Source organism: Lederbergia citrisecunda (genome assembly GCF_018343695.1).
Lineage (GTDB): Bacteria > Bacillota > Bacilli > Bacillales > Bacillaceae_C > Lederbergia > Lederbergia citrisecunda.
On record NZ_JAGYPJ010000001.1, the window covers coordinates 780,590 to 801,959 of the forward strand.

Sequence of the window (21,370 nt, forward strand, 5' to 3'; positions counted from 1 at the left end):
TTAGCTGTCATTAGAGAGTAAATTGGCATCGATATACAAGCCTTTTTATTATAGAATTGAGTTAGATAATACGGAAACGAGAAAGGAGAGGAATAAAATGAAGTCAATGAGCAAAACGAGCCTAATAGGCTGGTTTATGTTGATTTCCGCCATTGGGATGGGTTTTGAAATTGTTTTTAATTGGCGGCTTTTTATCCCTCTAATAATTGGTTGTTTTCTTTTATATACAGCGAGAAACTCCCGCAAAAAAAGTAATGTTCGTTTGATTATTGGTTTGTTTTTAATTGCTATTCCAATACTTTCATCTGCTTTTTTAAAACTATTTATTTTCATTGCGTTAATCTATGGTTTAATAGCTTACTCAAAATCAAAAAAGCAAGTCAATCAAATTGTTGTTCAAACAGTTGAACCTGATCCTAAATCTTCAGTATTAAAGAAAAAACAACCTTTTATTAAAAACATTTTTATTGGAAGTCAAAAGAAAGTAAATGAAGTTTTTGAATGGGATGATATAAATATTCAATGTGGACTTGGGGATACAGTTGTTGATTTAGGAATGACAATGCTTCCCCCAGGTGAGAGCACTGTTGTTATAAGAAGTTTTTTTGGAAATATCCAATTACTCGTTCCTTTTGACGCTTCTGTTATTGTGAATCACTCAGCAATCAGTGGAAAGTTAAAAGTATTTAATGATGAAACGGAAATATTTAATTCTAATATTATTTATCATCCAGATAGTAATGAAGAAGCCGTTCGTACTATAAAAATCATAACGAATGTTATGGTTGGCAATGTTGAGGTGAGGCGAATATGAGAATTCAAATCACATTCTCAATTTACTTTGCTACAGCTACATTGATCACATCAATTTTTGTAGGTTTGGCTCTCATTTTTTTGGTCGATGCAGATTGGTTTAATTCGTTACTCAAAGAAAGTGCATTTTTATTGCCTAATGGAATTTTTATTTTATTGATATGTATATTGTTTGGCGCAGTAACAGGGTGGATCGTTGGGTTTTCTGTTCGGCAAAAAAGTGATGAGGTGGCCGCTAGTTTATTAGAAATAGAACAAGGAAATTATGACCTAAAGTATGAAAAAAGAAAACATAATGATGATTTTTTAATAATATGGCATAGAATAGAAGGAATTTCGCAACGTCTTAAAGAACAAGCAATTATACAGCAAAAATTAGCAAATGAAAAAGTGGAATGGAATAATCAATTAAAAGAAGAGGTTCTGACGAAAGAACGAAACCGACTTGCAAGAGAACTCCACGATTCTGTAAGCCAGCAATTATTTGCTGCAACAATGCTCATGTCAGCAATTAATCAAAATCCAGATCCAACTAGTGATACTGCCGTAAAACAACGAAAACTTGTGGAAGGAATTATTAATGAAGCTCAAACTGAAATGAGAGCGTTGCTTCTCCACCTAAGACCTGTTCAACTGGAAGGGAAAAGCTTGAAATCCGGAATAGAAGAGCTTCTTTCTGAATTAACTTCTAAACTGCCTTTAGAGGTTATTTGGAGTATTCAAGATGTTAAATTGGATAAAGGCGTTGAAGATCATTTATTCCGGATTGTTCAAGAAGCCGTTTCAAACACATTGCGACATGCAAAGGCAAGCCGCTTGGAAGTAAATTTAAAGCAAATTAATCAAGTCGTCTTTTTAAAAGTAATGGATAATGGTCAAGGGTTTGATGTGGAAAATGCCAAGTCGGGATCCTATGGATTAGCAAATATTAAAGAAAGAGCGTCAGAAATTGGTGGCAGTGTAAAAATGATTAGTATAATAGGAAAAGGATCTAATATTGAAGTGAAAGTACCAATTTATTTAATAAAGGATGAGGAGAATGATTAAGGTACTTCTTGTAGATGATCATGAAATGGTCCGAATTGGAGTCTCGGCTTATCTTTCGGTCCAAGCAGATATAGAAGTAATTGGGGAAGCAGAAAATGGTGTAATAGGTTTTGAAATGGCCTTAGAACTGAGACCAGATATTATCTTAATGGATTTAGTAATGGATCAGATGGACGGGATTGAGGCCACAAAAGCCATAATAAAGGAATGGCCAGAGGCAAAAATAATTATTGTAACAAGCTTTTTAGATGATGAAAAAGTATATCCTGCAATAGAAGCTGGAGCAACAAGTTACATATTAAAAACATCAACTGCTAGCGAAATTGCAGATGCTGTAAGGGCCACTTATAAAGGTCAATCCGTACTTGAACCTGAAGTGACAGGAAAGATGATGGCGAGAATGAAGGAAAAGAAAAAGCCGCTTCTCCACGAAAATTTAACAAATCGAGAACTTGAGATTTTATTACTCATTTCGGAGGGGAAAACAAATCAGGAAATTGCTGAGGAATTATTTATAGGGTTAAAGACTGTAAAAACCCATGTAAGCAACATATTAAGCAAACTTGAAATACAGGATCGCACTCAAGCGGCCATATATGCATTTAAAAATCAACTCGTTAATCATTAACGATCATCATTTGACAATACGGAGGAATTACGTTGAAAAAACAATTTGCAGTTATCGGACTTGGACGCTTTGGTGGAAGTATTTGCAGGGAACTAGCAGAGCAAGGCATGGAAGTATTGGCAATGGATAAAAACGAAGACCGGGTCAATGAATTTGCATCTATTGCAACACATGCGGTTATTGCAGATACAACAGACGAAAATATATTAAAGAGCTTAGGAATTCGAAATTTTGACCATGTGATTGTCGCAATTGGTGAGGATATCCAATCGAGCATATTAACAACGCTCATGTTGAAGGAAATAGGAGTTAATCATATTACAGTCAAAGCACAAAATGATTATCATGAAAAAGTGCTTTTAAAAATAGGGGCAGATTATGTTGTCCATCCTGAAAGGGATATGGGTAAACGTATTGCCCATTATATCGTTTCCAATAATATATTGGATTATCTAGAACTTTCGGATGAATACAGCATCGTAGAAATAAAGGTAAATGATCTACTTACAGGTAAATCGTTAATGGAGCTGGATGTTCGAGCGAAATACGGTTTGAATATTGTCGCAATTAAAAGAGGATCCGAGATTATTGTTTCACCTCAAGCGGATGATCCTCTCAAAAAGGATGATATCTTAATTGTAATTGGTGCAGACAGTGATATTAACCGATTTGAAAAGAAAGTAATGGAGTAATGTTAAAGGACCGTGGAAATAAATCCCCGGTCCTTTTACGATTATTATTGTACGTTTTCAACTTTGTAAGTTGATTTCCGCTCCAGGCGCTCGCTTTCCGCGGGGAGTTCGGGAGCCTCCCGTATACTTCTTTTTCCCGCAGGAGTCTCGCTCCTTCCGCTCTAATCAACGTTGCACTATAAATTGTGAACTTAGTTTTATTTATATTAAATTTCCATAATAATCGGAAGTATCATTGGTCTGCGCTTTGTCTTTTCATATAAGAATGGAGTTAGCGTATCAGTGATTTCATTTTTGATCTCTGACCATTGAGTCGTTTTACGCTCCATAATTTTATTCAAATGCTTTCCAATCATTCTTTGGGCCTCATTAATTAAATCTCCAGATTCACGCATATAAACAAATCCACGAGAAATAATGTCTGGTCCAGCAGCAATTGTATGATTTTCCATATCGATTGACACCACGACAATGACTAGACCTTCTTCCGAAAGGATTCGTCTGTCTCGCAATACGATATTTCCAATATCTCCAATTCCGCTACCATCTATATAAACAGAGCCAGAAGGAATCTTTCCTGCGATTTCCGCGGTTTTATCTGTTAATGCAAGAACATCGCCATTATCCATAATAAAGCAGTTCTCTTCAGGAACATCACAATCAACAGCTAATTTTGCATGGGTCTTTTGCATCCGAAATTCTCCGTGAATCGGCATGAAAAATTTAGGCTTCATAAGTCGGAGCATTAATTTCTGCTCCTGCTGACCACCATGACCAGATGTATGAATATCATTTAACGATCCGGCAATGACATCAGCACCAGCACGATACAATAAATTTATCGTTCTATTGACACTGATCGTATTCCCAGGAATTGGGGATGAAGAAAAGACGACTGTATCCCCAGGTTGTATTTGGATTTGTCGATGAGTTCCATTCGCTATTCTCGATAAGGCGGCCATTGGCTCACCTTGACTACCTGTACAAAGAATCGTCACTTTATTTGCTGGAAGACGATTTAACTGCTGTGTGGATATAAATGTATCTTTTGGTGCGCGAATATAACCGAGTTCTTGCCCGATCTCAATTGCAGCATCCATACTACGCCCAAAAACAGCTATTTTTCTTCCATTAGCAACTGCAGCATCTGTAACCTGCTGTAGACGGTGAATATTCGAAGCGAACGTCGCAAATATTACGCGCCCATCCACTTTACGAAAAATATCATGAATACTATCGCCAACTCGTCTTTCCGACATTGTAAAATGAGGAACTTCGGCATTCGTACTATCTGATAAAAGACAAAGAACGCCTTCTTTTCCTATTTCCGCCATTTTTGTTAAGTTAGCCGGCTCACCTACAGGTGTGAAATCGAACTTGAAATCCCCCGTATGAACAATGTTGCCAGGAGGTGTTTTTACAACAATTCCGTATGAATCTGGAATGCTGTGTGTTGTGCGGAAAAACGTAACCGATGTCTTTCTAAATTTAATGACATCATCCTCTTTTATTTCAAAAAATTTCGTTTGTCGTAAAAGGCCGTGTTCTTCCAATTTGTTTTTCATTAGTCCAATTGCCAATTTACCTGCATAAATTGGGATGTTCACTTGACGAAGTAAATAAGGAATACCGCCAATGTGGTCTTCGTGACCATGAGTAACGAATAAACCTTTTATTTTATCAACGTTTTTTACGATATACGTATAATCAGGAATGACATAATCTATTCCAAGCAATTCGTCTTCCGGAAACTTAATTCCAGCATCAATTAATATTATTTCATCCTGAAATTGAACAGCGTAAGTATTTTTACCAATTTCACCTAGCCCGCCGAGAGCAAAAACCGCAGTTTGGTCATTTTTTACAAATTTCATAGTGACACGTTCTCCTGTAGTTTGAAATGCTCACTTTGCTTCTCGTATTCGAGATACTCGCCTTCTAATAATTGAATATATTCAATATTAATTTTTTGGTCTTTCAGCATTTGACGAACAGTACGTTCATTGTTTGTTTCAAAATACATTGATTTTGTTTTTTCTCTTACTGGCACTTCATTTTTACTTTCTTGGTAATAAACTTTGTAAATCATCAATATCTCTCCTTAACTCCGTTGTCTAATTTTTATTATTGTTTAATTAACAAACTAATATAATAAAGAATAAGCCCTCCGAAAAAAACAGAGGGACCTTAATTGTTCATTAAGCAATTGTTTTTTTTCTCAGTAAATCTTTCCACCGTTTTAAAAGCTTTTCTCGTAGCTTCTTAAACATTGTGGATCACTCCTTAAATTCTATTTTAACCGATACTCGTTCAAAGTAAAAGCAACTTGCAAAGAGAAGATATAAATTTGTGCATATTTTTATGTTTTATTATATGCTTTGTATACGTTCTCTATCATAAAGATAAGTAGAAATAGAAGAATTCTAAGGAGATATGCTATGAAAAAAATTGTTTTCTTTGATATCGATGGAACTTTGCTTGACGATGAAAAAAATCTTCCTGGATCTACGAAAGAAGCTATTAAAACCCTACAGGAGAATGGAATTTATACTGCACTGGCAACAGGTAGAGCACCTTTTATGGTTACTAGTTTACTCAAAGATTTAAATATAGAATCATTCGTATGCTTTAATGGCCAATATGTTGTTTTTGGGAATGAAGTCGTGTATACGAATCCTTTAGACTCAATTGAAATAAAAAAACTAATTGATAGAGCAAACACAAATAACCATCATTTAGTATTTTTAAATGAATCGACATTAAAATCGAATGTAAAATTTAATCAACGTGTAAAAGAAAGTTTTGAGTCGCTTCAAATGGTTCATCCTGAATACGATCCGGATTTTTACGAAAAGACAAATATTTATCAATCGCTTCTATTCGCTAGAGAAGGTGAGGATTCTTACCTTACAGAATTTGAAGATAATCTTACTTTTATTAGATGGCATGAGGAATCACTGGATGTTGTTCCTAAAGGTGGTTCAAAAGCGGAAGGAATAAAAAAACTCATTGAAAGATTAGGGTTTGAAATGGAGAATGTGTACGCATTTGGAGACGGATTGAATGATATTGAAATGTTGCAAACAGTAGGTACCGGGATTGCAATGGGAAATGCTCATGAGGCTGTAAAAATGCACGCTGACCTAATTACTACAAATGTTGATGATAACGGAATTGTAAATGGATTAGTAAAAGTAGGTTTGCTAGAGGAAAATTTTGAAAGAATTAAATAAGAGAAGCGCAAGCATTTAGCCCATCCACGGCTGCTTGCGCTAGACAGCAAAAGCTTAATTTCAAAAAAACACTTTTCATTAACATTTATTTTTTTACTTTTAAAAAAGCTGTCATGTTAATAAATTATCTTTCAATTGGAATAGCGCCTTCTGGAACGGAAAAAGGATTATTTTCATCGATATGATCATAAAACATAACACCATTTAAATGATCAAGCTCATGCTGGAACACGATGGCTGGAAGGTCTTTTAGACGTAGTTTGATCTCATTTCCATTAATGTCGTATCCTTTAATCGTAATTCGTGCATGTCTCAATACATAACCAACGACAGGACGATCAACGGATAAACAACCTTCACCAGAAGTCAAATAAGATTTTTCTACAGAATGACTAATAATTTTTGGGTTTACTAATGAATAATGATACTTTTTACCATTATCATCTTCGAGACGAACTGCGAACATTCTTTTTAGGACATTAATTTGTGGTGCTGCAAGACCTACACCAGCTCTTAAACCATACTTTTCGCTAATTTCCGGATCTTGACTATTCTTTAAGTATTCCTGCATCTTATTTAAAATGTCTATATCTTCTTGTGTAAGGGGTAAAGGGACTTCTTTTGCCACTTCTCTTAATGCTGGATTATCTTCACGGATAATATCTTTCATTAGAATCATTATGTTCACTCCTGTTTAAGCAAGTATATAAATGGATAGATAAAATTTAGTATTTAAATTATCTTATTTTATTTTTTGCATTATTGTCAAATAGACCATATCCCAGTATAGTAAAGGTGGAAACAGTTAGGAGGATTTTGATGAAAAAATTACATACGATCATTTTTATTATATTATTAGCGGTTATTTTATCAGCCTGTTCATCTGCGGAAGAGAATATTTATAAAGCATTAGAAGCAACAGCTGCTAAAGAAGTTGGTTTTGAAAAACAACAAGAACCACTAAAGAAACTTGAAACAAACGAAAAAGAAATATTTGATCAAATAATGGATTTGGGCATGAAAGAATTCGAACAAATATCTAAGCTTGCTGATGATGCCTTAGCTAACTTAGACCAAAGAGAAGAACATATGAAAAAAGAGAAAGATTCAATTGATGAATCTAAAAAGGAATTTCAACTTGCATCAGAAGAGTTAGGTAAACTAAAAGACGAAAAATTAAAAAAACAGGCAGATGAATTACAAGGATTAATGAATAAACGTTATGAATCGTATGAAAAATTATTTTCATCCTATATGAATGGATTGCAAGAAGACAGAAAAATTTACGAAATAATTAAAAATGAAGATTTAAAACTAGAGGATTTAGAGGCGCAAATAGAAGCATCCAATGAAGCATACGATAGTGTATTTGAAGCGAATAAACAATTTAATGAGCAAACAGAAAAGTTTAACGAAGCAAAGTTGAACTTTTACAAGGATGCGGGATTAAAAGTAGAGTCCAAATAATTAATCAACTTAAGGAGACGGTAATCCGTTTCTTTTTTTGTTTAGGAAATTATAGATTGGGACTTTGTGGATAATTATTATGAAGGTAGTTCTCTTTTAACTTCAGCGCTAACGACTAGCACACTTTCGGTTTCTCCCTACAAATTCAACATCGGTTTGCCAAGGTCCAGATGGAGGCGCTTGCGCATTTTTCTTTGCTATCCAAAAAATCTAATGTATAACAGTTGGAATGAAATTGCTTTTTTTATAAAACAGAATAAAGATTCAATATAGTACAGATTGTAATTATTAATGAAGGTATACAGCTACTCAAACTTATTTAATTGACGAATAAACTGTTTTCATGTACTCTAAATGTGGTAAAACTTTGTATTAATTATTTAGTGTAAAAGATTAGTACAGTTCATTTTTTTAGATGGGAAAGTTTTTCTGTTTTTCTTCATGAGAAATGTGGAAAACCTATACTAGTATGAAGTCCGGAACATGAATAATCTCCCGCTAATATATATGCTGGGCAATTTATTATGTCCGTTATCAAATATTATGTTTAGAAAGGATAGGTGGCTTCAATGGCTTCTAAAACAAAGAAGACACAATTCGATGCTGTGAAAACACTCGAAAATATTGAAAGTCAATTTGAAATGGTTCAGATCTTGAATGAAAAAGGAGAGATCGTGAATGATGAGCTTGTTCCAGATATATCTGATGAACAACTTACGGAATTAATGCGTCGTATGGTTTATACGAGAATTTTGGATCAGCGTAGTATTTCATTGAACCGTCAAGGTCGCCTTGGTTTCTATGCTCCTACTGCAGGTCAGGAAGCGTCACAGCTTGCATCACATTTCGCACTTGAAAAAGAAGACTTTATTTTACCAGGATATAGAGATGTTCCACAAATTATTTGGCATGGACTTCCACTTCACAAAGCGTTCCTTTTTTCTCGTGGACATTTTGTTGGGAACCAGATTCCTGAGGGTGTAAATGTCATTCCTCCTCAAATTATTATCGGTGCTCAATATGTTCAAGCAGCTGGTGTCGCTCTTGGAATGAAAAAGCGTGGAAAAAAATCAGTTGCTGTTACATACACAGGTGATGGTGGATCTTCTCAAGGAGATTTTTACGAAGGAATCAACTTTGCAGGTGCCTATAGTGCCCCAGCAATCTTTATTGTGCAAAATAACCAATTTGCTATTTCTACTCCACGTGACAAGCAAACTGCAGCAACAACGATCGCACAAAAAGCAGTTTCAGCTGGTATTCCGGGAGTGCTTGTAGATGGTATGGACCCACTCGCAGTTTACGCGGTTGTAAAAGAGGCTCGGGAAAGAGCAATTAATGGCGGTGGTCCAACATTAATTGAAACAATGTGTTATCGTTATGGGCCTCATACTATGGCAGGAGATGATCCTACTCGCTATCGTACGTCTGATACAGACAATGAATGGGAGAAAAAAGATCCACTAGTCAGATTCCGAAATTTCTTAGTTAATAAAGGAATTTGGAATGAGGAAATTGAAAATGAAGTAATTGAACAAGCGAAAGAAGATATAAAAGTAGCGATTAAAAAAGCGGATGATACTCCGAAACAAAAAGTTACTGATTTGATTTCCAATATGTATGAAGAGCTTCCTAATAATTTACAGGAACAGTATGAAATTTATAAAGAGAAGGAGTCGAAGTAAGCCATGGCGCAAATGACTATGATTCAAGCTATCACGGATGCGCTTCGTACTGAATTGCGCAACGATGAAAATGTACTCGTGTTTGGAGAAGACGTAGGGGTTAACGGAGGGGTTTTCCGTGCTACAGAAGGTCTGCAAAAAGAGTTTGGAGAAGACCGCGTCTTTGATACACCACTTGCTGAGTCAGGAATCGGTGGTTTGGCTATTGGGTTAACGACACAAGGCTTCCGTCCAGTTCCTGAAATCCAGTTTTTTGGATTTTTATACGAAGTGATGGACTCTGTAAGCGGACAAATGGCTCGCTGGAGATATCGTACAGGTGGAACATTCAATGCACCGATTACAATTCGTTCACCATTTGGAGGAGGGGTACATACTCCTGAAATGCACGCTGATAGTCTTGAAGGATTAATGGCACAGCAACCAGGCTTAAAAGTAGTCATTCCTTCTACTCCATATGATGCTAAAGGACTTTTAATTTCGGCAATTAGAGATAATGATCCGGTTATTTTCCTAGAACATATGAAGTTATACCGTTCTTTCCGTCAAGAAGTTCCAGAAGAAGAATATACAATTCCTTTAGGAAAAGCTGATGTGAAACGTGAAGGAACAGATTTAACGATTATTGCTTATGGTGCGATGGTTCATGATTCACTAAAAGCTGCTGAAGAACTTGAAAAAGAAGGCCATTCAGTTGAAGTAATCGATCTTCGTACTGTTAGCCCAATTGATATTGATACAATTATTGCATCTGTTGAAAAAACAAACCGTGCAATCGTAGTTCAAGAAGCTCAAAAACAAGCTGGGATTGCAGCGAATATTGTAGCAGAGATAACTGATCGCGCTATTTTAAGCCTTGAAGCTCCTGTTTTAAGAGTTGCTGCTGCAGATACAGTATATCCATTCTCTCAAGCGGAACCGGTATGGCTTCCAAACCATAAGGATATAATCGAAACTGCTAAGAAAGTATTACTATTTTAATCACTTTTATCTTACAGGAGGGGAATACCATTGTCATTTCAATTTAAAATGCCAGATATCGGTGAAGGTATCCACGAAGGCGATATAGTAAAATGGTTTGTAAAACCTGGTGACAAAGTAGCCGAAGATGATGTACTATGCGAAGTACAAAATGACAAGGCAGTTGTAGAAATTCCGTCTCCAGTAGCTGGAACAGTTGAAGAAATTCTCGTGCAAGAAGGTCAAACAGCTACAGTTGGAGATGTACTTATAAAATTCGACGCACCTGGATATGAAGATCTTCAATTTAAAGGTGACCACGAAGAAGAAAAAACTGAAGCAAATGTCCAATCTACAGCAGAATCCGGTCAAGAGCTTAAAAAAGAAGAAGTGAAAGCAGAAGAACCAAAAGCAGCGGAAGCAACAGGTGCCGGTGCACAGCCTGAAGCAGAAGCTGATCCAAATCAACGTATTATTGCGATGCCATCTGTAAGAAAATATGCACGTGAAAAAGGTGTTGACATTCGCCTCGTTACAGGAACGGGTAAAAACAGCCGTATCATGAAAGAGGATATTGATGCATTCCTAAACGGTCCATCAGTTACAGAAGCTGTCGAAACAGCAGCACCTGTACAAGAAGAAACTAAAGCTGCAGCAACTGCTCCGGTAATTCCTGAAGGAGAATATCCAGAAACTCGTGAAAAAATGAGTGGAATCCGAAAAGCAATTGCAAAAGCGATGGTGAATTCGAAACATACAGCACCACATGTTACTTTAATGGATGAAATAGACGTTGAAAAACTTGTCGCACATCGTAAGAAATTTAAAGATGTCGCTGCAGAAAAAAATATTAAACTAACGTTCTTGCCATATGTTGTAAAAGCTCTTGTAAGTGCATTGCGTGAATTCCCTGCACTTAATACATCAATTGATGATGCAACTGATGAAATTATTCACAAGCACTATTACAATATCGGTATTGCTGCCGATACTGAAAAAGGTTTATTAGTTCCTGTCGTAAAACGTGCAGATACAAAGTCTGTTTTTGCGATTTCAAAAGAAATCAACGAATTAGCTGATAAAGCACGCAGTGGAAAACTTTCACCTACTGAAATGAAAGGTGCTACATGCACAATTACAAATATTGGTTCTGCTGGCGGACAATGGTTTACGCCTGTCATCAATCATCCAGAAGTAGCCATTTTAGGAATTGGGCGCATTGCAGAAAAACCAGTCGTTCGCAATGGTGAAATTGTTGCAGCTCCTGTCTTGGCATTGTCACTAAGCTTTGACCATAGAATAGTCGACGGTGCAACAGCGCAGAATGCACTTAACCAAATTAAACGACTGCTTAACGATCCTGAACTTTTATTAATGGAGGCGTAAAAAATGGTAGTAGGAGATTTCCCTATAGAAACAGATACAATTGTCATCGGTGCAGGTCCTGGTGGATATGTCGCTGCTATTCGTGCAGCACAACTAGGACAAAAAGTAACAATTGTTGAAAAAGCTGAATTAGGTGGGGTTTGCCTTAATGTCGGTTGTATCCCTTCCAAAGCGTTAATCACAGCTAGCCATCGCTATGAAACAGCAAAACATTCCGATGATATTGGTATTTCTGCTGAAAATGTAACAGTTGATTTTTCTAAAGTACAAAACTGGAAAGGTCAAGTTGTTAACAAACTTACATCAGGTGTTGCTGGATTATTAAAAGGAAATAAAGTAAATATCGTAAAAGGTGAAGCGTATTTTGTTGATGCAAATACATTACGTGTAATGGATGAAAATTCTGCCCAAACATATACATTCAAAAATGCTATTATCGCAACTGGATCTCGTCCGATTGAAATCCCAACATTTAAATTCTCAGATCGTATTATCAGTTCAACTGGTGCGTTAAACCTACCTGAAATTCCTAAAAAATTAGTGATCATCGGTGGCGGGGTTATTGGTGTGGAACTGGGTACAGCATATGCTAACTTCGGAACTGAAGTAACAATCCTCGAAGGAAGCGGAGAATTATTTGCTGGAGCATTCGAAAAACAAATGTCATCTGTCGTTGTCCGTAATCTTAAAAACAAGGGTGCGGAAATTGTGACAAATGCAATGGCAAAAGGTGCAGTAGAGAATGAAAACAGTGTTGTTGTCACATACGAAGCGAAAGGTGAAGAACAAACTGTAGAAGCTGATTATGTATTAGTAACAGTTGGTCGTCGTCCAAATACAGATGAATTAGGATTAGAACAAGTAGGGATTGACATGACAGACCGTGGAGTAATTAAAACGGATAAACAATGTCGTACAAACATTCCTAGCATCTTTGCGATCGGTGATGTTATTGCAGGTCCTCAACTTGCACATAAAGCATCTTATGAAGGAAAGATTGCAGCGGAAGCTATTTCTGGTGAACCGTCTGAAATTGATTATTTAGGGATTCCAGCAGTTGTCTTCTCGGAACCTGAACTAGCGACTGTTGGATACACTGAGAAGCAAGCAAAGGAAGAAGGCTTAGAAGTTGTGGCGGCTAAATTCCCATTTGCAGCTAACGGGCGTGCACTTGCGTTAAACAATACAGATGGTTTCTTGAAATTGATTACACGTAAAGAAGATGGATTAGTGGTTGGCGGCCAAATTGCCGGTGCTAGTGCATCTGATATGATTGCGGAAATTGGCCTAGCCATTGAAGCAGGAATGACTGCTGAAGATATTGCGATGACTATCCATGCACATCCAACATTAGGTGAAATTACGATGGAAGCTGCGGACGTAGCATTAGGAACACCGATTCATATTGTAAAATAAATAATTTACCAAAAGGCTGTCTCCACTGAAGTACTATATACTTTCAGAAAGGGGATGGCCTTTCATTTTAAGTAATGTCTTTGCATAAAATCAATAATAACTCTAAAGATTCGTGCGAAAAACGCTTGAAATGATGGTGATTCAGATGGTAAAGAAATATATAGCTCTTCTACTGCAATTAATGATATGGAGCGGTTTTACACTTGCAGAGTGGTTTTCTGGAAAAGAACATCTATTATCAAAAGTCATTTTATTTATTGTTTTTAGTTATCTTGCCATACTTATTGCGAGGAAAATAGTGGAATCTAAAAAAGACACCCTCATTATTACCGTAGTAAGTTTATTCACATATGGACTGCTACATTCAGCGCTTCATTTTTTCATATAGTTTCTTGGACACTACAAAAATAAAAGTCTATAATTTAACAATATATACTCCAACTCTTGAAAGGGGAACAATATGAGATTACCTATCATCATGTTCGCTGTTGCTTTGTTGTTAGTTGCTTGCAACGGACAGTCTACACAAAAGGAAAATTCGATGAAGAAAAATGAACCAGTGACAGAAGAGAATAATTCCGATTTGGTAGAACAAGAGGATGAACAGATTCCCGAAACTAATGTTGAAGAGGAAAAAGAAGATAAAAAAGTTGAAGCGCCAGAAGTTGAAGTAGTTGCTCCTGAGTATAAAATGAATGCAGTTTTTGCTTTAGAGCCGGTTAAGGATGCAAATCCGAAGGTTGTATTACTAACAATTGATGATGCCCCTGATAAATATGCGTTAGAAATGGCTAAAACTTTAAAAGAATTACATGCACCAGCCATTTTTTTTGTTAATGGACATTTTATCAACTCACCTGAAAAAGAAGCGATTTTAAAAAAAATATACGATCTTGGGTTTGAAATAGGAAACCATACATTCTCTCATGCTAATTTGACCACATTATCTCCAGAAGAACAAAAGGAAGAAATACTTTCTGTTAATGATAAAGTTGAAGAAATAACCGGGGAACGTCCTAAGTTTTTTCGTGCCCCATTTGGCGCAAATACAGATGTGAGCAAACAAATTGCCACAGAAGAAAACATGCTTGTCATGAATTGGACATATGGATACGATTGGGAAAAGGACTATATGTCGAAGGATGCCATTGCTGATATTATGGTTAATACCGAGTTATTAGGAAACGGTGCAAATTTACTTATGCATGACCGTGAATGGACGAATGGTGGGTTAAAACAAATTGTCAAGGGTCTTAGGGATAAAGGATTTGAAACTTTGGATCCGAAGCTAATCGAAACACCTCAATAAAAAGTAACCGTCCGATTAGTCCTTAAAACAAATTAATTGGAAAAAGCGAGCTGTGCTATATGAGGCATATGATAGAATTTCGCACAATGTTGATTGTGGCGAGCGTGACTCCTGCGAGAAAAAAGTGAGGGTGAAACCCTTGCAGGTGCGACATGCGCTGAGGAGGCTCACCGAACTTCCCGCTGAAAGCGAGCGCCTGTAGAGGAAATCAACAACCCAGGTCAACAAAACAGAAAGGGGCTTTCAAAAAGTCAAAAACGACAACTTTTTGGACAGCCCCTCCTTAATATATTATCTAATCGCTTCGAATTCTTTAATAACCCTTATAGTTTTTAATGTTTCATCTTCAAGGCCTTGAACAGGTAAGCCTACTTCTATGTTTTTTCTAATATATAACAAATTTTCTTCAGTAATGATTTCCCCTGGTATAAAAATAGGTATACCTGGTGGATAAACCATAATAAATTCTGCACTAATTCGTCCTGCTGACTCATTTAGAGGGATAATCTCTGTCTCAGAATAAAAAGCGTCTCTAGGACTCATAGCTAGAAGAGGAATATCGGGCAGAATGACATGATGATGATTTGCTTCATCATCTGCTTTTCCAAATTGCTCAGATAATTTCTTTAATGCTTCAATCAGAATGGCTGCTTCTACTTCAGTATCTCCTGGAGTGACAATACATAAAATATTATACAAATCAGATAGCTCAACTTCTATTTGATATTCATTTCGGAGCCATTTCTCAGCTTCATATCCATTTATTCCGAGATCTTTTACGGAAATAATGAGCTTGGTTGGATCATAATCAAAAACTGCATCAGACTCTAAAATTTCTTTTCCAGGACACAAGAGATGAGGGATTTCATTTACTTCTTGACGAATCGTTTCAGCAAGAGTGATAGCAGCGCCAATAAGATCTCTTCCTTCTGTTGCAAGTCTTTTTCTAGCTGCGTCAAGTGAAGCTAGTAATAAATAAGAAGTTGATGTAGTCGTAAGCATACTGATAATAGATTGAACCCGCTGTGGTGATACAAGCCCTTCACGAACATTTAACACGGAACTTTGGGTCAAGGAGCCACCTAGTTTATGCACACTTGTAGCTGCCATATCTGCACCGGCTTCCATTGCAGAATAAGGCAATCCTTCATGAAAATGAATATGAACACCATGTGCTTCATCTACAAGAACTGGAACTTCGTAGGAATGGGCAATTTCAACAATCTTTTTTAAATCAGCTGTAATTCCAAAGTAAGTAGGGTTAATAACAAGTAATCCCTTTGCATCAGGGTGAATTTCAAGAGCTTTTTCAACAGATTCTATAGTAATCCCATGTGAAATTCCTAAGTTCGGGTCAATTTCAGGATGAATAAAAATCGGAGTAGCACCCGAAAACACAATTGCTGACATTACTGATTTATGAACATTACGAGGAACGATTATTTTATCGCCAGGTCCGCAAACCGACATAATCATTGTCATAATGGCACCACTTGTCCCTTGTACAGAGAAGAAAGTATGGTCAGCACCAAAAGCTTCAGCAGCCAATTTTTGAGCCTCTTTTATCATTCCTTTTGGCGAATGCAAATCATCTAATGGTGCTATATTTATTAAATCTATTGATAAGGCATTTTCTCCAATAAAATTTCTAAATTCGGGATCCATTCCAGCACCTTTTTTATGACCGGGAATATGAAATTGAATTGGATTTGATTTGGCATGCTGCACCAGCCCTGTAAATAGCGGTGTTTCATATTGGGACAATGAAGTCACATCCTTTGTTAGTGATAGGAAAGATACTGAAACAAGAACAAATTATAACATCAATATTTTGTTTTTCATAGAGATATTTACACACAATATTGGTATACGACAGAACAAGTGAACTCATAATACATAATAAGTTATAAAGGAGCGTTTTAGATGGAATATCAGTACCCATTTTCATTAGATTGGACTACAGAAGAAATAGTTGATGTCGTTCATTTTTATCAGGCAATTGAAAAAGCGTATGAAAAAGGAATCGATAAAATGGAATTAATGAAGAGATATAAGAGGTTTAAAGAAATTGTGCCGAGTAAAGCAGAAGAAAAAAAGTTTGATAAGGAATTCGAAGAGGTAAGTGGATATTCTTCGTATAAAACGATTAAAAAAGCAAAAGAAACTGAAAATAATTCAATAATATTAATGGGAAATCAATAATACTTACAATTCCGACGACGTTTATGTAAGTTTCTAAACGGGTACAAACAAGCAAGAGCATTGACAAATTCATTCATACTTTAGACATGATAGGTGAACACACAATTTTGTTACCGCGAATATTGCGGCAACATACAATATAATAAGCAAACCCGAAAGTTGAATAATCTACTATTTCGGAAGGGGTGTTTTTCCGTGAAACAAGTAATGAATGCATATAAGAAAAAAAATTTGGATAAACAAAAGCTTGCAGTACTTCGTTTAGAGTTAAATTATGAATTGGCCGTGCTTTTTGATGCCATGCAAGAAGCTGATGAAGAAATGAAAGCAAAAACGATGCGCAAACTGGAAAGAATTCGTTCAGAATTAATAAAACTCGAAGCGCTATGAGTTGTAAGAAAATGAGGATAGTGATGTTAATGAAAGATTAAAACGGACTCCCAAGTGTATATTAAGTCGGGTGTTCGTTTTTTATTCGTGGGACACACTAAAAACTTGAAAATAGTAGTTGTTTTCTCTAAGCTTGTGGATAGGTAGAACGTAATGGAGGTATCGAAATGATCAATTGGTCCAACGTCGATAAAGTGGCTAAGGAATGGTTAAAAGAAGCAGGTAAGAACATTATCGCCTCGTTTAAAACAGCTTTACAAATAGATACTAAAGCAGATGCAAATGACTTAGTTACTAATATTGATAAAGAGATTGAACAATATTTTATCAACCGAATTCGAGAAACATTCCCTTCCCATAACATATTAGGGGAGGAAGGATTTGGTGATGAAGTAGAAAGCATGGATGGGGTTGTTTGGATAATCGATCCTGTAGATGGAACGATGAATTTTGTCCATCAGCAGCGGAACTTTTTTATTTCAATAGGAATTTTTGAAAATGGGGAAGGGAAGCTCGGATATTTGTATGACGTAGTACATAATGAATTATACTATGCTAAGTCAGGTGAAGGTGCGTTTTGGGATGAGTTGAGACTCCCAACGCTGGAAAAAGTAGAAGTGAGTGAAGCAGTCATTGGATTAAGTGCCTCGCTATTAATTTCCAGTGATCCGAATAATCCCTTTGCTTCTATCGTAAAAGATGTAAGGGGGACGCGATCATACGGTTCAGCTGCTTTGGAATTTGCATACGTTGCAACAGGCCGACTTGACGCTTATATAAGCAAGACACTTTCACCTTGGGATTTTGCAGGGGGGATAATTATTGTAGAAGAGATTGGCGGAGTTGTTACAGATTTTAACGGCCAACCTCTAAACTTATTGAAAAAAAGCCCAGTTATAGTTGCAAAGCCAGGGCTACATGAAACGCTTATCAAACAATATTTTCAGGTGAACTAAAGGATTTACTTTAGCTCACCATTTTATTTAATGAACTGTTAAACTTTGATGTTAAATTCCGCTCCAGGCGCACACTTTCCGAAGGAATCGAAAGCGGAGGTGACTGTTCAATTGGCGTATACATTTTCAAGGTCACTGACTTATCGTAGGGAAGGGACAAGAAATATTACTAGCCATTAGATCCGAAGCGAGAAAAGGTTTAGGAGCCTACTCGGCGCTTAACGCCCTGTGGGGTCTCCCGATAACCGTTTTTCCCGCAGTAGTCTCGCGATTACGCTACAATTAACAGTGTCAATCAAAAGCTTAAACAAATGTAATTTTGACGTTTGCCAATATCACAGTTTTCCTTCATCTCTCATTTTTTTCTTTGTTTTAAATCCATATCCCACAACAGCTATTAAAATAATAAAGCAAGCAATCATTCCAATATAGCTACCTTCACCGAGTGATATTCCTATCCCTACAATTGAGAGGGCTCCTATTGTCGCAAATAATAAAAGATTCCATTTGATTCCGTTCATCATTTTTTCCTCCTTAAAGTTATATTGTACAAAAAAAATTCCAAATCTTCTATAGCATGTGATATAATACTTCAGTTAAAAATAAAACTAAAAATGTCTAGCTACAGCGCCTATCGAATTATAAACTTCTTGTCCTTCTCCTTACGATAAGTCAAGCATCGACTCGTTCCTCGTCGTGTTTCTTTTATCTCAAGGCTTTGGCCAAAAGAAGAAAGTCGACTAAAACCGCCACGTCCTGTGGCAACGTCGACGGACCCACATCTTGTGGGCCTGTACGTCGATGAGCAAGGCGCTTCCGCTTTTCTAACGGCAGGAGGAAATACTTTGAAACTAAGAGAAGATATTCGTAATATTGCCATTATCGCACACGTTGACCATGGTAAAACAACATTGGTTGACCAACTTTTAAAACAGTCAGGAACATTTAGGTCAAACGAACACGTGGCAGAGCGCGCTATGGACTCCAATGATATTGAAAGAGAGCGCGGTATTACGATCCTAGCAAAAAATACTGCCATTCAATATAAAGATACAAAAATAAATATATTGGATACTCCAGGACATGCTGACTTTGGAGGAGAAGTCGAGCGGATTTTAAAAATGGTTGATGGAGTACTGTTGGTTGTTGATGCTTATGAAGGCTGTATGCCGCAAACGCGTTTCGTATTAAAAAAGGCACTTGAACAGAAATTGACACCAATTGTTGTAGTTAACAAAATTGACCGCGATTTTGCTCGTCCTGAGGAAGTCGTTGATGAAGTACTTGAGCTCTTTATAGAATTGGATGCAAATGATGAACAATTGGAATTCCCTGTCATCTATGCATCAGGTATTAAAGGAACTGCAAGCAGAGAGATTGAACAAGAAGAAAATATGGAAGCATTATACGAAACGATTATTGACTTTATCCCTGCTCCGGTAGATAACAAAGAAGAACCGTTACAATTTCAAGTATCACTACTCGATTATAATGATTACGTAGGAAGAATTGGAATTGGTAGAATTTTTAGAGGGACGATGAAAGTAGGTCAGCAAGTCGCTATTCTTAAACAGGATGGTACAACAAAACAATTCCGTGTAACTAAAATGTTTGGATTTTTCGGCTTAAAAAGAGTTGAGATTAATGAAGCCTATGCTGGTGATCTTATCGCTGTTTCCGGAATGGAAAATATTGATGTTGGGGATACAATTTGTCCAATTGAACATCAAGAACCCCTCCCTACATTAAGAATAGATGAGCCAACTTTGCAGATGACTTTCTTAGTGAATAACAGCCCATTTGCTGGAAGAGAAGGAAAATATTTAACATCTCGGAAAGTTGAAGAACGTCTACGCAGTCAATTGGAAACAGATGTAAGTCTTCGTGTAGACAATACAGATTCTCCTGATGCATGGATTGTATCAGGAAGGGGAGAGCTTCATCTTTCAATCCTTATTGAAAATATGAGACGTGAAGGCTTTGAATTGCAAGTATCCAAACCGCAAGTAATTGTAAGAGAAATAGATGGCGTAAAATGTGAACCAATTGAAAGAGTGCAGATAGATATTCCTGAAGAACATACAGGAAGCATTATTGAATCTCTCGGGTCACGTAAAGGTGAAATGCTTGATATGATTAATAATGGAAATGGACAGGTTCGCCTAGTATTCCATGTACCAGCTCGCGGATTAATTGGATATACAACGGAATTTATGACGTTAACAAGAGGTTATGGAATATTAAACCATACATTTGACAGTTACCAACCTATGCAACAAGGAAAAGTTGGTGGCAGAAGACAAGGTGTTCTCGTTTCCATGGAAACAGGAAAAGCGACTACTTACGGAATTTTACAAGTAGAAGATCGTGGAACGATTTTTGCAGAGCCAGGAACTGAAATTTATGAAGGTATGATTGTAGGAGAACATACGAGGGAAAACGACATTACGGTTAATATTACGAAAACAAAGCATGCGACCAATGTTAGGTCGGCAACGAAGGATCAAACGGCTGTCATTAAAAAACCTCGTCTAATGTCATTGGAAGAAGCTCTAGAATATTTAAATGACGATGAATATTGTGAAGTAACTCCAGAATCAATACGTCTTCGTAAAAAAATACTAGACAAAAATGAACGTGAACGCGTAGCAAAAAAGAAAAAGTATGCTGAAATGGAACAATAGATGAAACGTATATAAGCTTTATGTTATGCTATACTCGACCCAAGTGTTTAAAGGGTCGAGTTTTTTAACAGGCAAATGTTGGGAAAGAGGTAGAAGGTGAAATGAATATATTGAATGATGGGGGGCTTACACTCGCTCTCACAAAATCGGATCTTAGAGCGATTGATAACTTTTCTCCTACATTAAGATTTTTTTATCAATTGACGAACAATGCGTCTGCAGCTAATTGGTTGCTTTGGTTAACGATAACAGGATTGGCCGTCCTCGTATATAAGTTAGGTTTTGCTAAGAAATTACCTTTATTGAAATCGGCCGTTATTTATCTATTTTTAATCGTAGGTTGTTTGTTTTTAACATTTTTAGCTATATTTCTTCCAATTGCAGAAGGGCTAATGGTTGCTGCGCTTATATTAATTATCTATAAAATTAGATTGAATCGTGAAAGAAAATCAGGAACATTGGAAAGAAACTAATAAAAACGCAGGATTTCTTGTTTATTTTT

Annotated in this window: 22 protein-coding genes; 17 read left to right on the plus strand and 5 right to left on the minus strand. The window is 36.6% G+C overall.

All coding sequences use genetic code 11. From position 1 onward, the window contains the following. Nucleotides 1–97: 97 nt before the first annotated feature. From liaF to KHA93_RS03915, 4 genes are read left to right on the plus strand one after another with little or no spacing between them, the layout of a single operon-like run. Nucleotides 98–814, plus strand: a complete 717-nt coding sequence (gene liaF / locus KHA93_RS03900) for a cell wall-active antibiotics response protein LiaF (protein WP_213109520.1) — start codon at nt 98–100, stop codon at nt 812–814. Then, entirely contained in the window at nt 811–1,860 is a 1,050-nt protein-coding gene (locus KHA93_RS03905) for a sensor histidine kinase (protein WP_213109521.1), read from the plus strand. The genes liaF and KHA93_RS03905 overlap by 4 nt, the downstream gene beginning before the upstream one ends. Continuing rightward, the gene (locus KHA93_RS03910) at nt 1,853–2,488 is read left to right on the plus strand and encodes a response regulator transcription factor (RefSeq protein ID WP_213109522.1); all 636 of its coding nucleotides are present in this window, start codon (nt 1,853–1,855) and stop codon (nt 2,486–2,488) included. The genes KHA93_RS03905 and KHA93_RS03910 overlap by 8 nt, the downstream gene beginning before the upstream one ends. A 32-nt stretch (nt 2,489–2,520) precedes the next feature. Beyond that, the gene (locus KHA93_RS03915) at nt 2,521–3,180 is read left to right on the plus strand and encodes a potassium channel family protein (protein ID WP_213109523.1); all 660 of its coding nucleotides are present in this window, start codon (nt 2,521–2,523) and stop codon (nt 3,178–3,180) included. Between the two features lie 206 nt (nt 3,181–3,386). Here the strand turns inward: KHA93_RS03915 and rnjA are convergent, their stop codons facing one another. Both rnjA and KHA93_RS03925 read right to left on the minus strand, forming a co-directional pair. Further along, the gene (rnjA, locus tag KHA93_RS03920) at nt 3,387–5,054 is read right to left on the minus strand and encodes a ribonuclease J1 (protein ID WP_213109524.1); all 1,668 of its coding nucleotides are present in this window, start codon (nt 5,052–5,054) and stop codon (nt 3,387–3,389) included. Then, nucleotides 5,051–5,269, minus strand: coding sequence for a DNA-dependent RNA polymerase subunit epsilon (locus tag KHA93_RS03925; protein ID WP_213109525.1), 219 nt, complete (start codon nt 5,267–5,269; stop codon nt 5,051–5,053). The genes rnjA and KHA93_RS03925 overlap by 4 nt, the downstream gene beginning before the upstream one ends. 349 nt (nt 5,270–5,618) lie before the next feature. Between KHA93_RS03925 and KHA93_RS03930 the strand changes: the two genes are divergently transcribed. Then, nucleotides 5,619–6,413 carry a Cof-type HAD-IIB family hydrolase gene (locus tag KHA93_RS03930; protein WP_213109526.1) on the plus strand — a complete coding sequence of 265 codons (795 nt, stop codon included), beginning with the start codon at nt 5,619–5,621 and terminating at the stop codon, nt 6,411–6,413. Nucleotides 6,414–6,537: 124 nt separating this feature from the next. Here KHA93_RS03930 and def read toward each other — a convergent pair whose 3' ends face one another. After that, complete coding sequence (gene def, locus KHA93_RS03935) at nt 6,538–7,092, minus strand: peptide deformylase (protein WP_213109527.1); 555 nt, start codon at nt 7,090–7,092, stop codon at nt 6,538–6,540. 140 nt (nt 7,093–7,232) lie between these two features. Here def and KHA93_RS03940 point away from each other — a divergent pair, with 140 nt between their 5' ends. From KHA93_RS03940 to KHA93_RS03970, 7 genes are all read left to right on the plus strand, one after another. After that, nucleotides 7,233–7,880, plus strand: a complete 648-nt coding sequence (locus KHA93_RS03940) for a YkyA family protein (RefSeq protein ID WP_213109528.1) — start codon at nt 7,233–7,235, stop codon at nt 7,878–7,880. A 569-nt stretch (nt 7,881–8,449) separates the two neighbouring features. Next, complete coding sequence (gene pdhA / locus KHA93_RS03945; RefSeq protein WP_213109529.1) at nt 8,450–9,565, plus strand: pyruvate dehydrogenase (acetyl-transferring) E1 component subunit alpha; 1,116 nt, start codon at nt 8,450–8,452, stop codon at nt 9,563–9,565. A 3-nt stretch (nt 9,566–9,568) separates the two neighbouring features. Next, a complete protein-coding gene (locus tag KHA93_RS03950; protein WP_213109530.1) occupies nt 9,569–10,546 on the plus strand; it encodes an alpha-ketoacid dehydrogenase subunit beta in 978 nt (325 codons plus the stop codon). Between the two features lie 30 nt (nt 10,547–10,576). After that, on the plus strand, nt 10,577–11,911 hold the full coding sequence (locus tag KHA93_RS03955; RefSeq protein ID WP_213109531.1) for a dihydrolipoamide acetyltransferase family protein: 1,335 nt from the start codon (nt 10,577–10,579) through the stop codon (nt 11,909–11,911). A 3-nt stretch (nt 11,912–11,914) separates the two neighbouring features. Beyond that, the gene (lpdA, locus tag KHA93_RS03960; protein WP_213109532.1) at nt 11,915–13,327 is read left to right on the plus strand and encodes a dihydrolipoyl dehydrogenase; all 1,413 of its coding nucleotides are present in this window, start codon (nt 11,915–11,917) and stop codon (nt 13,325–13,327) included. A gap of 145 nt (nt 13,328–13,472) precedes the next feature. Further along, the gene (locus KHA93_RS03965) at nt 13,473–13,715 is read left to right on the plus strand and encodes a hypothetical protein (RefSeq protein ID WP_213109533.1); all 243 of its coding nucleotides are present in this window, start codon (nt 13,473–13,475) and stop codon (nt 13,713–13,715) included. Between the two features lie 72 nt (nt 13,716–13,787). Continuing rightward, nucleotides 13,788–14,636 carry a polysaccharide deacetylase family protein gene (locus KHA93_RS03970; RefSeq protein WP_213109534.1) on the plus strand — a complete coding sequence of 283 codons (849 nt, stop codon included), beginning with the start codon at nt 13,788–13,790 and terminating at the stop codon, nt 14,634–14,636. 291 nt (nt 14,637–14,927) lie between these two features. On the opposite strand, the gene KHA93_RS03975 is transcribed toward KHA93_RS03970, so the two are convergent. After that, nucleotides 14,928–16,400 (minus strand): aminotransferase class I/II-fold pyridoxal phosphate-dependent enzyme, encoded by a 1,473-nt coding sequence (locus KHA93_RS03975; protein WP_213109535.1) that lies wholly within the window; start codon nt 16,398–16,400, stop codon nt 14,928–14,930. A 159-nt stretch (nt 16,401–16,559) separates the two neighbouring features. Here KHA93_RS03975 and KHA93_RS03980 point away from each other — a divergent pair, with 159 nt between their 5' ends. The 3 genes from KHA93_RS03980 to KHA93_RS03990 all read left to right on the plus strand — a co-directional run bounded on the left by KHA93_RS03980 (nt 16,560) and on the right by KHA93_RS03990 (nt 18,184). Continuing rightward, the gene (locus KHA93_RS03980; RefSeq protein WP_213109536.1) at nt 16,560–16,838 is read left to right on the plus strand and encodes a UPF0223 family protein; all 279 of its coding nucleotides are present in this window, start codon (nt 16,560–16,562) and stop codon (nt 16,836–16,838) included. Between the two features lie 195 nt (nt 16,839–17,033). After that, nucleotides 17,034–17,228: a YkzI domain-containing protein gene (locus tag KHA93_RS03985; protein WP_213109537.1), complete on the plus strand. Its 195-nt coding sequence runs from the start codon at nt 17,034–17,036 to the stop codon at nt 17,226–17,228. Nucleotides 17,229–17,395: 167 nt separating this feature from the next. After that, a complete protein-coding gene (locus tag KHA93_RS03990; RefSeq protein ID WP_213109538.1) occupies nt 17,396–18,184 on the plus strand; it encodes an inositol monophosphatase family protein in 789 nt (262 codons plus the stop codon). A gap of 335 nt (nt 18,185–18,519) precedes the next feature. Here the strand turns inward: KHA93_RS03990 and KHA93_RS03995 are convergent, their stop codons facing one another. Then, nucleotides 18,520–18,708 (minus strand): YlaF family protein, encoded by a 189-nt coding sequence (locus KHA93_RS03995; RefSeq protein WP_349772255.1) that lies wholly within the window; start codon nt 18,706–18,708, stop codon nt 18,520–18,522. Nucleotides 18,709–19,029: 321 nt separating this feature from the next. On the opposite strand from KHA93_RS03995, the gene typA reads away from it, so the two are divergent. Beyond that, nucleotides 19,030–20,868: a translational GTPase TypA gene (gene typA, locus KHA93_RS04000; RefSeq protein WP_213109539.1), complete on the plus strand. Its 1,839-nt coding sequence runs from the start codon at nt 19,030–19,032 to the stop codon at nt 20,866–20,868. 101 nt (nt 20,869–20,969) lie between these two features. Then, nucleotides 20,970–21,341: a YlaH-like family protein gene (locus KHA93_RS04005; RefSeq protein WP_213109540.1), complete on the plus strand. Its 372-nt coding sequence runs from the start codon at nt 20,970–20,972 to the stop codon at nt 21,339–21,341. Nucleotides 21,342–21,370 lie beyond the last annotated feature (29 nt).

Excerpts from the sequence above, each read along its gene's own strand:
- liaF (WP_213109520.1), top strand. The coding sequence starts at position 98 with ATGAAGTCAATGAGCAAAACGAGCCTAATAGGCTGGTTTATGTTGATT.
- KHA93_RS03905 (WP_213109521.1), top strand. The coding sequence starts at position 811 with ATGAGAATTCAAATCACATTCTCAATTTACTTTGCTACAGCTACATTG.
- KHA93_RS03910 (WP_213109522.1), top strand. The coding sequence starts at position 1,853 with ATGATTAAGGTACTTCTTGTAGATGATCATGAAATGGTCCGAATTGGA.
- rnjA (WP_213109524.1), bottom strand. The coding sequence starts at position 5,054 with ATGAAATTTGTAAAAAATGACCAAACTGCGGTTTTTGCTCTCGGCGGG.
- KHA93_RS03925 (WP_213109525.1), bottom strand. The coding sequence starts at position 5,269 with ATGATTTACAAAGTTTATTACCAAGAAAGTAAAAATGAAGTGCCAGTA.
- KHA93_RS03930 (WP_213109526.1), top strand. The coding sequence starts at position 5,619 with ATGAAAAAAATTGTTTTCTTTGATATCGATGGAACTTTGCTTGACGAT.
- def (WP_213109527.1), bottom strand. The coding sequence starts at position 7,092 with ATGATTCTAATGAAAGATATTATCCGTGAAGATAATCCAGCATTAAGA.
- KHA93_RS03940 (WP_213109528.1), top strand. The coding sequence starts at position 7,233 with ATGAAAAAATTACATACGATCATTTTTATTATATTATTAGCGGTTATT.
- pdhA (WP_213109529.1), top strand. The coding sequence starts at position 8,450 with ATGGCTTCTAAAACAAAGAAGACACAATTCGATGCTGTGAAAACACTC.
- KHA93_RS03950 (WP_213109530.1), top strand. The coding sequence starts at position 9,569 with ATGGCGCAAATGACTATGATTCAAGCTATCACGGATGCGCTTCGTACT.
- lpdA (WP_213109532.1), top strand. The coding sequence starts at position 11,915 with ATGGTAGTAGGAGATTTCCCTATAGAAACAGATACAATTGTCATCGGT.
- KHA93_RS03965 (WP_213109533.1), top strand. The coding sequence starts at position 13,473 with ATGGTAAAGAAATATATAGCTCTTCTACTGCAATTAATGATATGGAGC.
- KHA93_RS03970 (WP_213109534.1), top strand. The coding sequence starts at position 13,788 with ATGAGATTACCTATCATCATGTTCGCTGTTGCTTTGTTGTTAGTTGCT.
- KHA93_RS03980 (WP_213109536.1), top strand. The coding sequence starts at position 16,560 with ATGGAATATCAGTACCCATTTTCATTAGATTGGACTACAGAAGAAATA.
- KHA93_RS03990 (WP_213109538.1), top strand. The coding sequence starts at position 17,396 with ATGATCAATTGGTCCAACGTCGATAAAGTGGCTAAGGAATGGTTAAAA.
- KHA93_RS03995 (WP_349772255.1), bottom strand. The coding sequence starts at position 18,708 with ATGATGAACGGAATCAAATGGAATCTTTTATTATTTGCGACAATAGGA.
- KHA93_RS04005 (WP_213109540.1), top strand. The coding sequence starts at position 20,970 with ATGAATATATTGAATGATGGGGGGCTTACACTCGCTCTCACAAAATCG.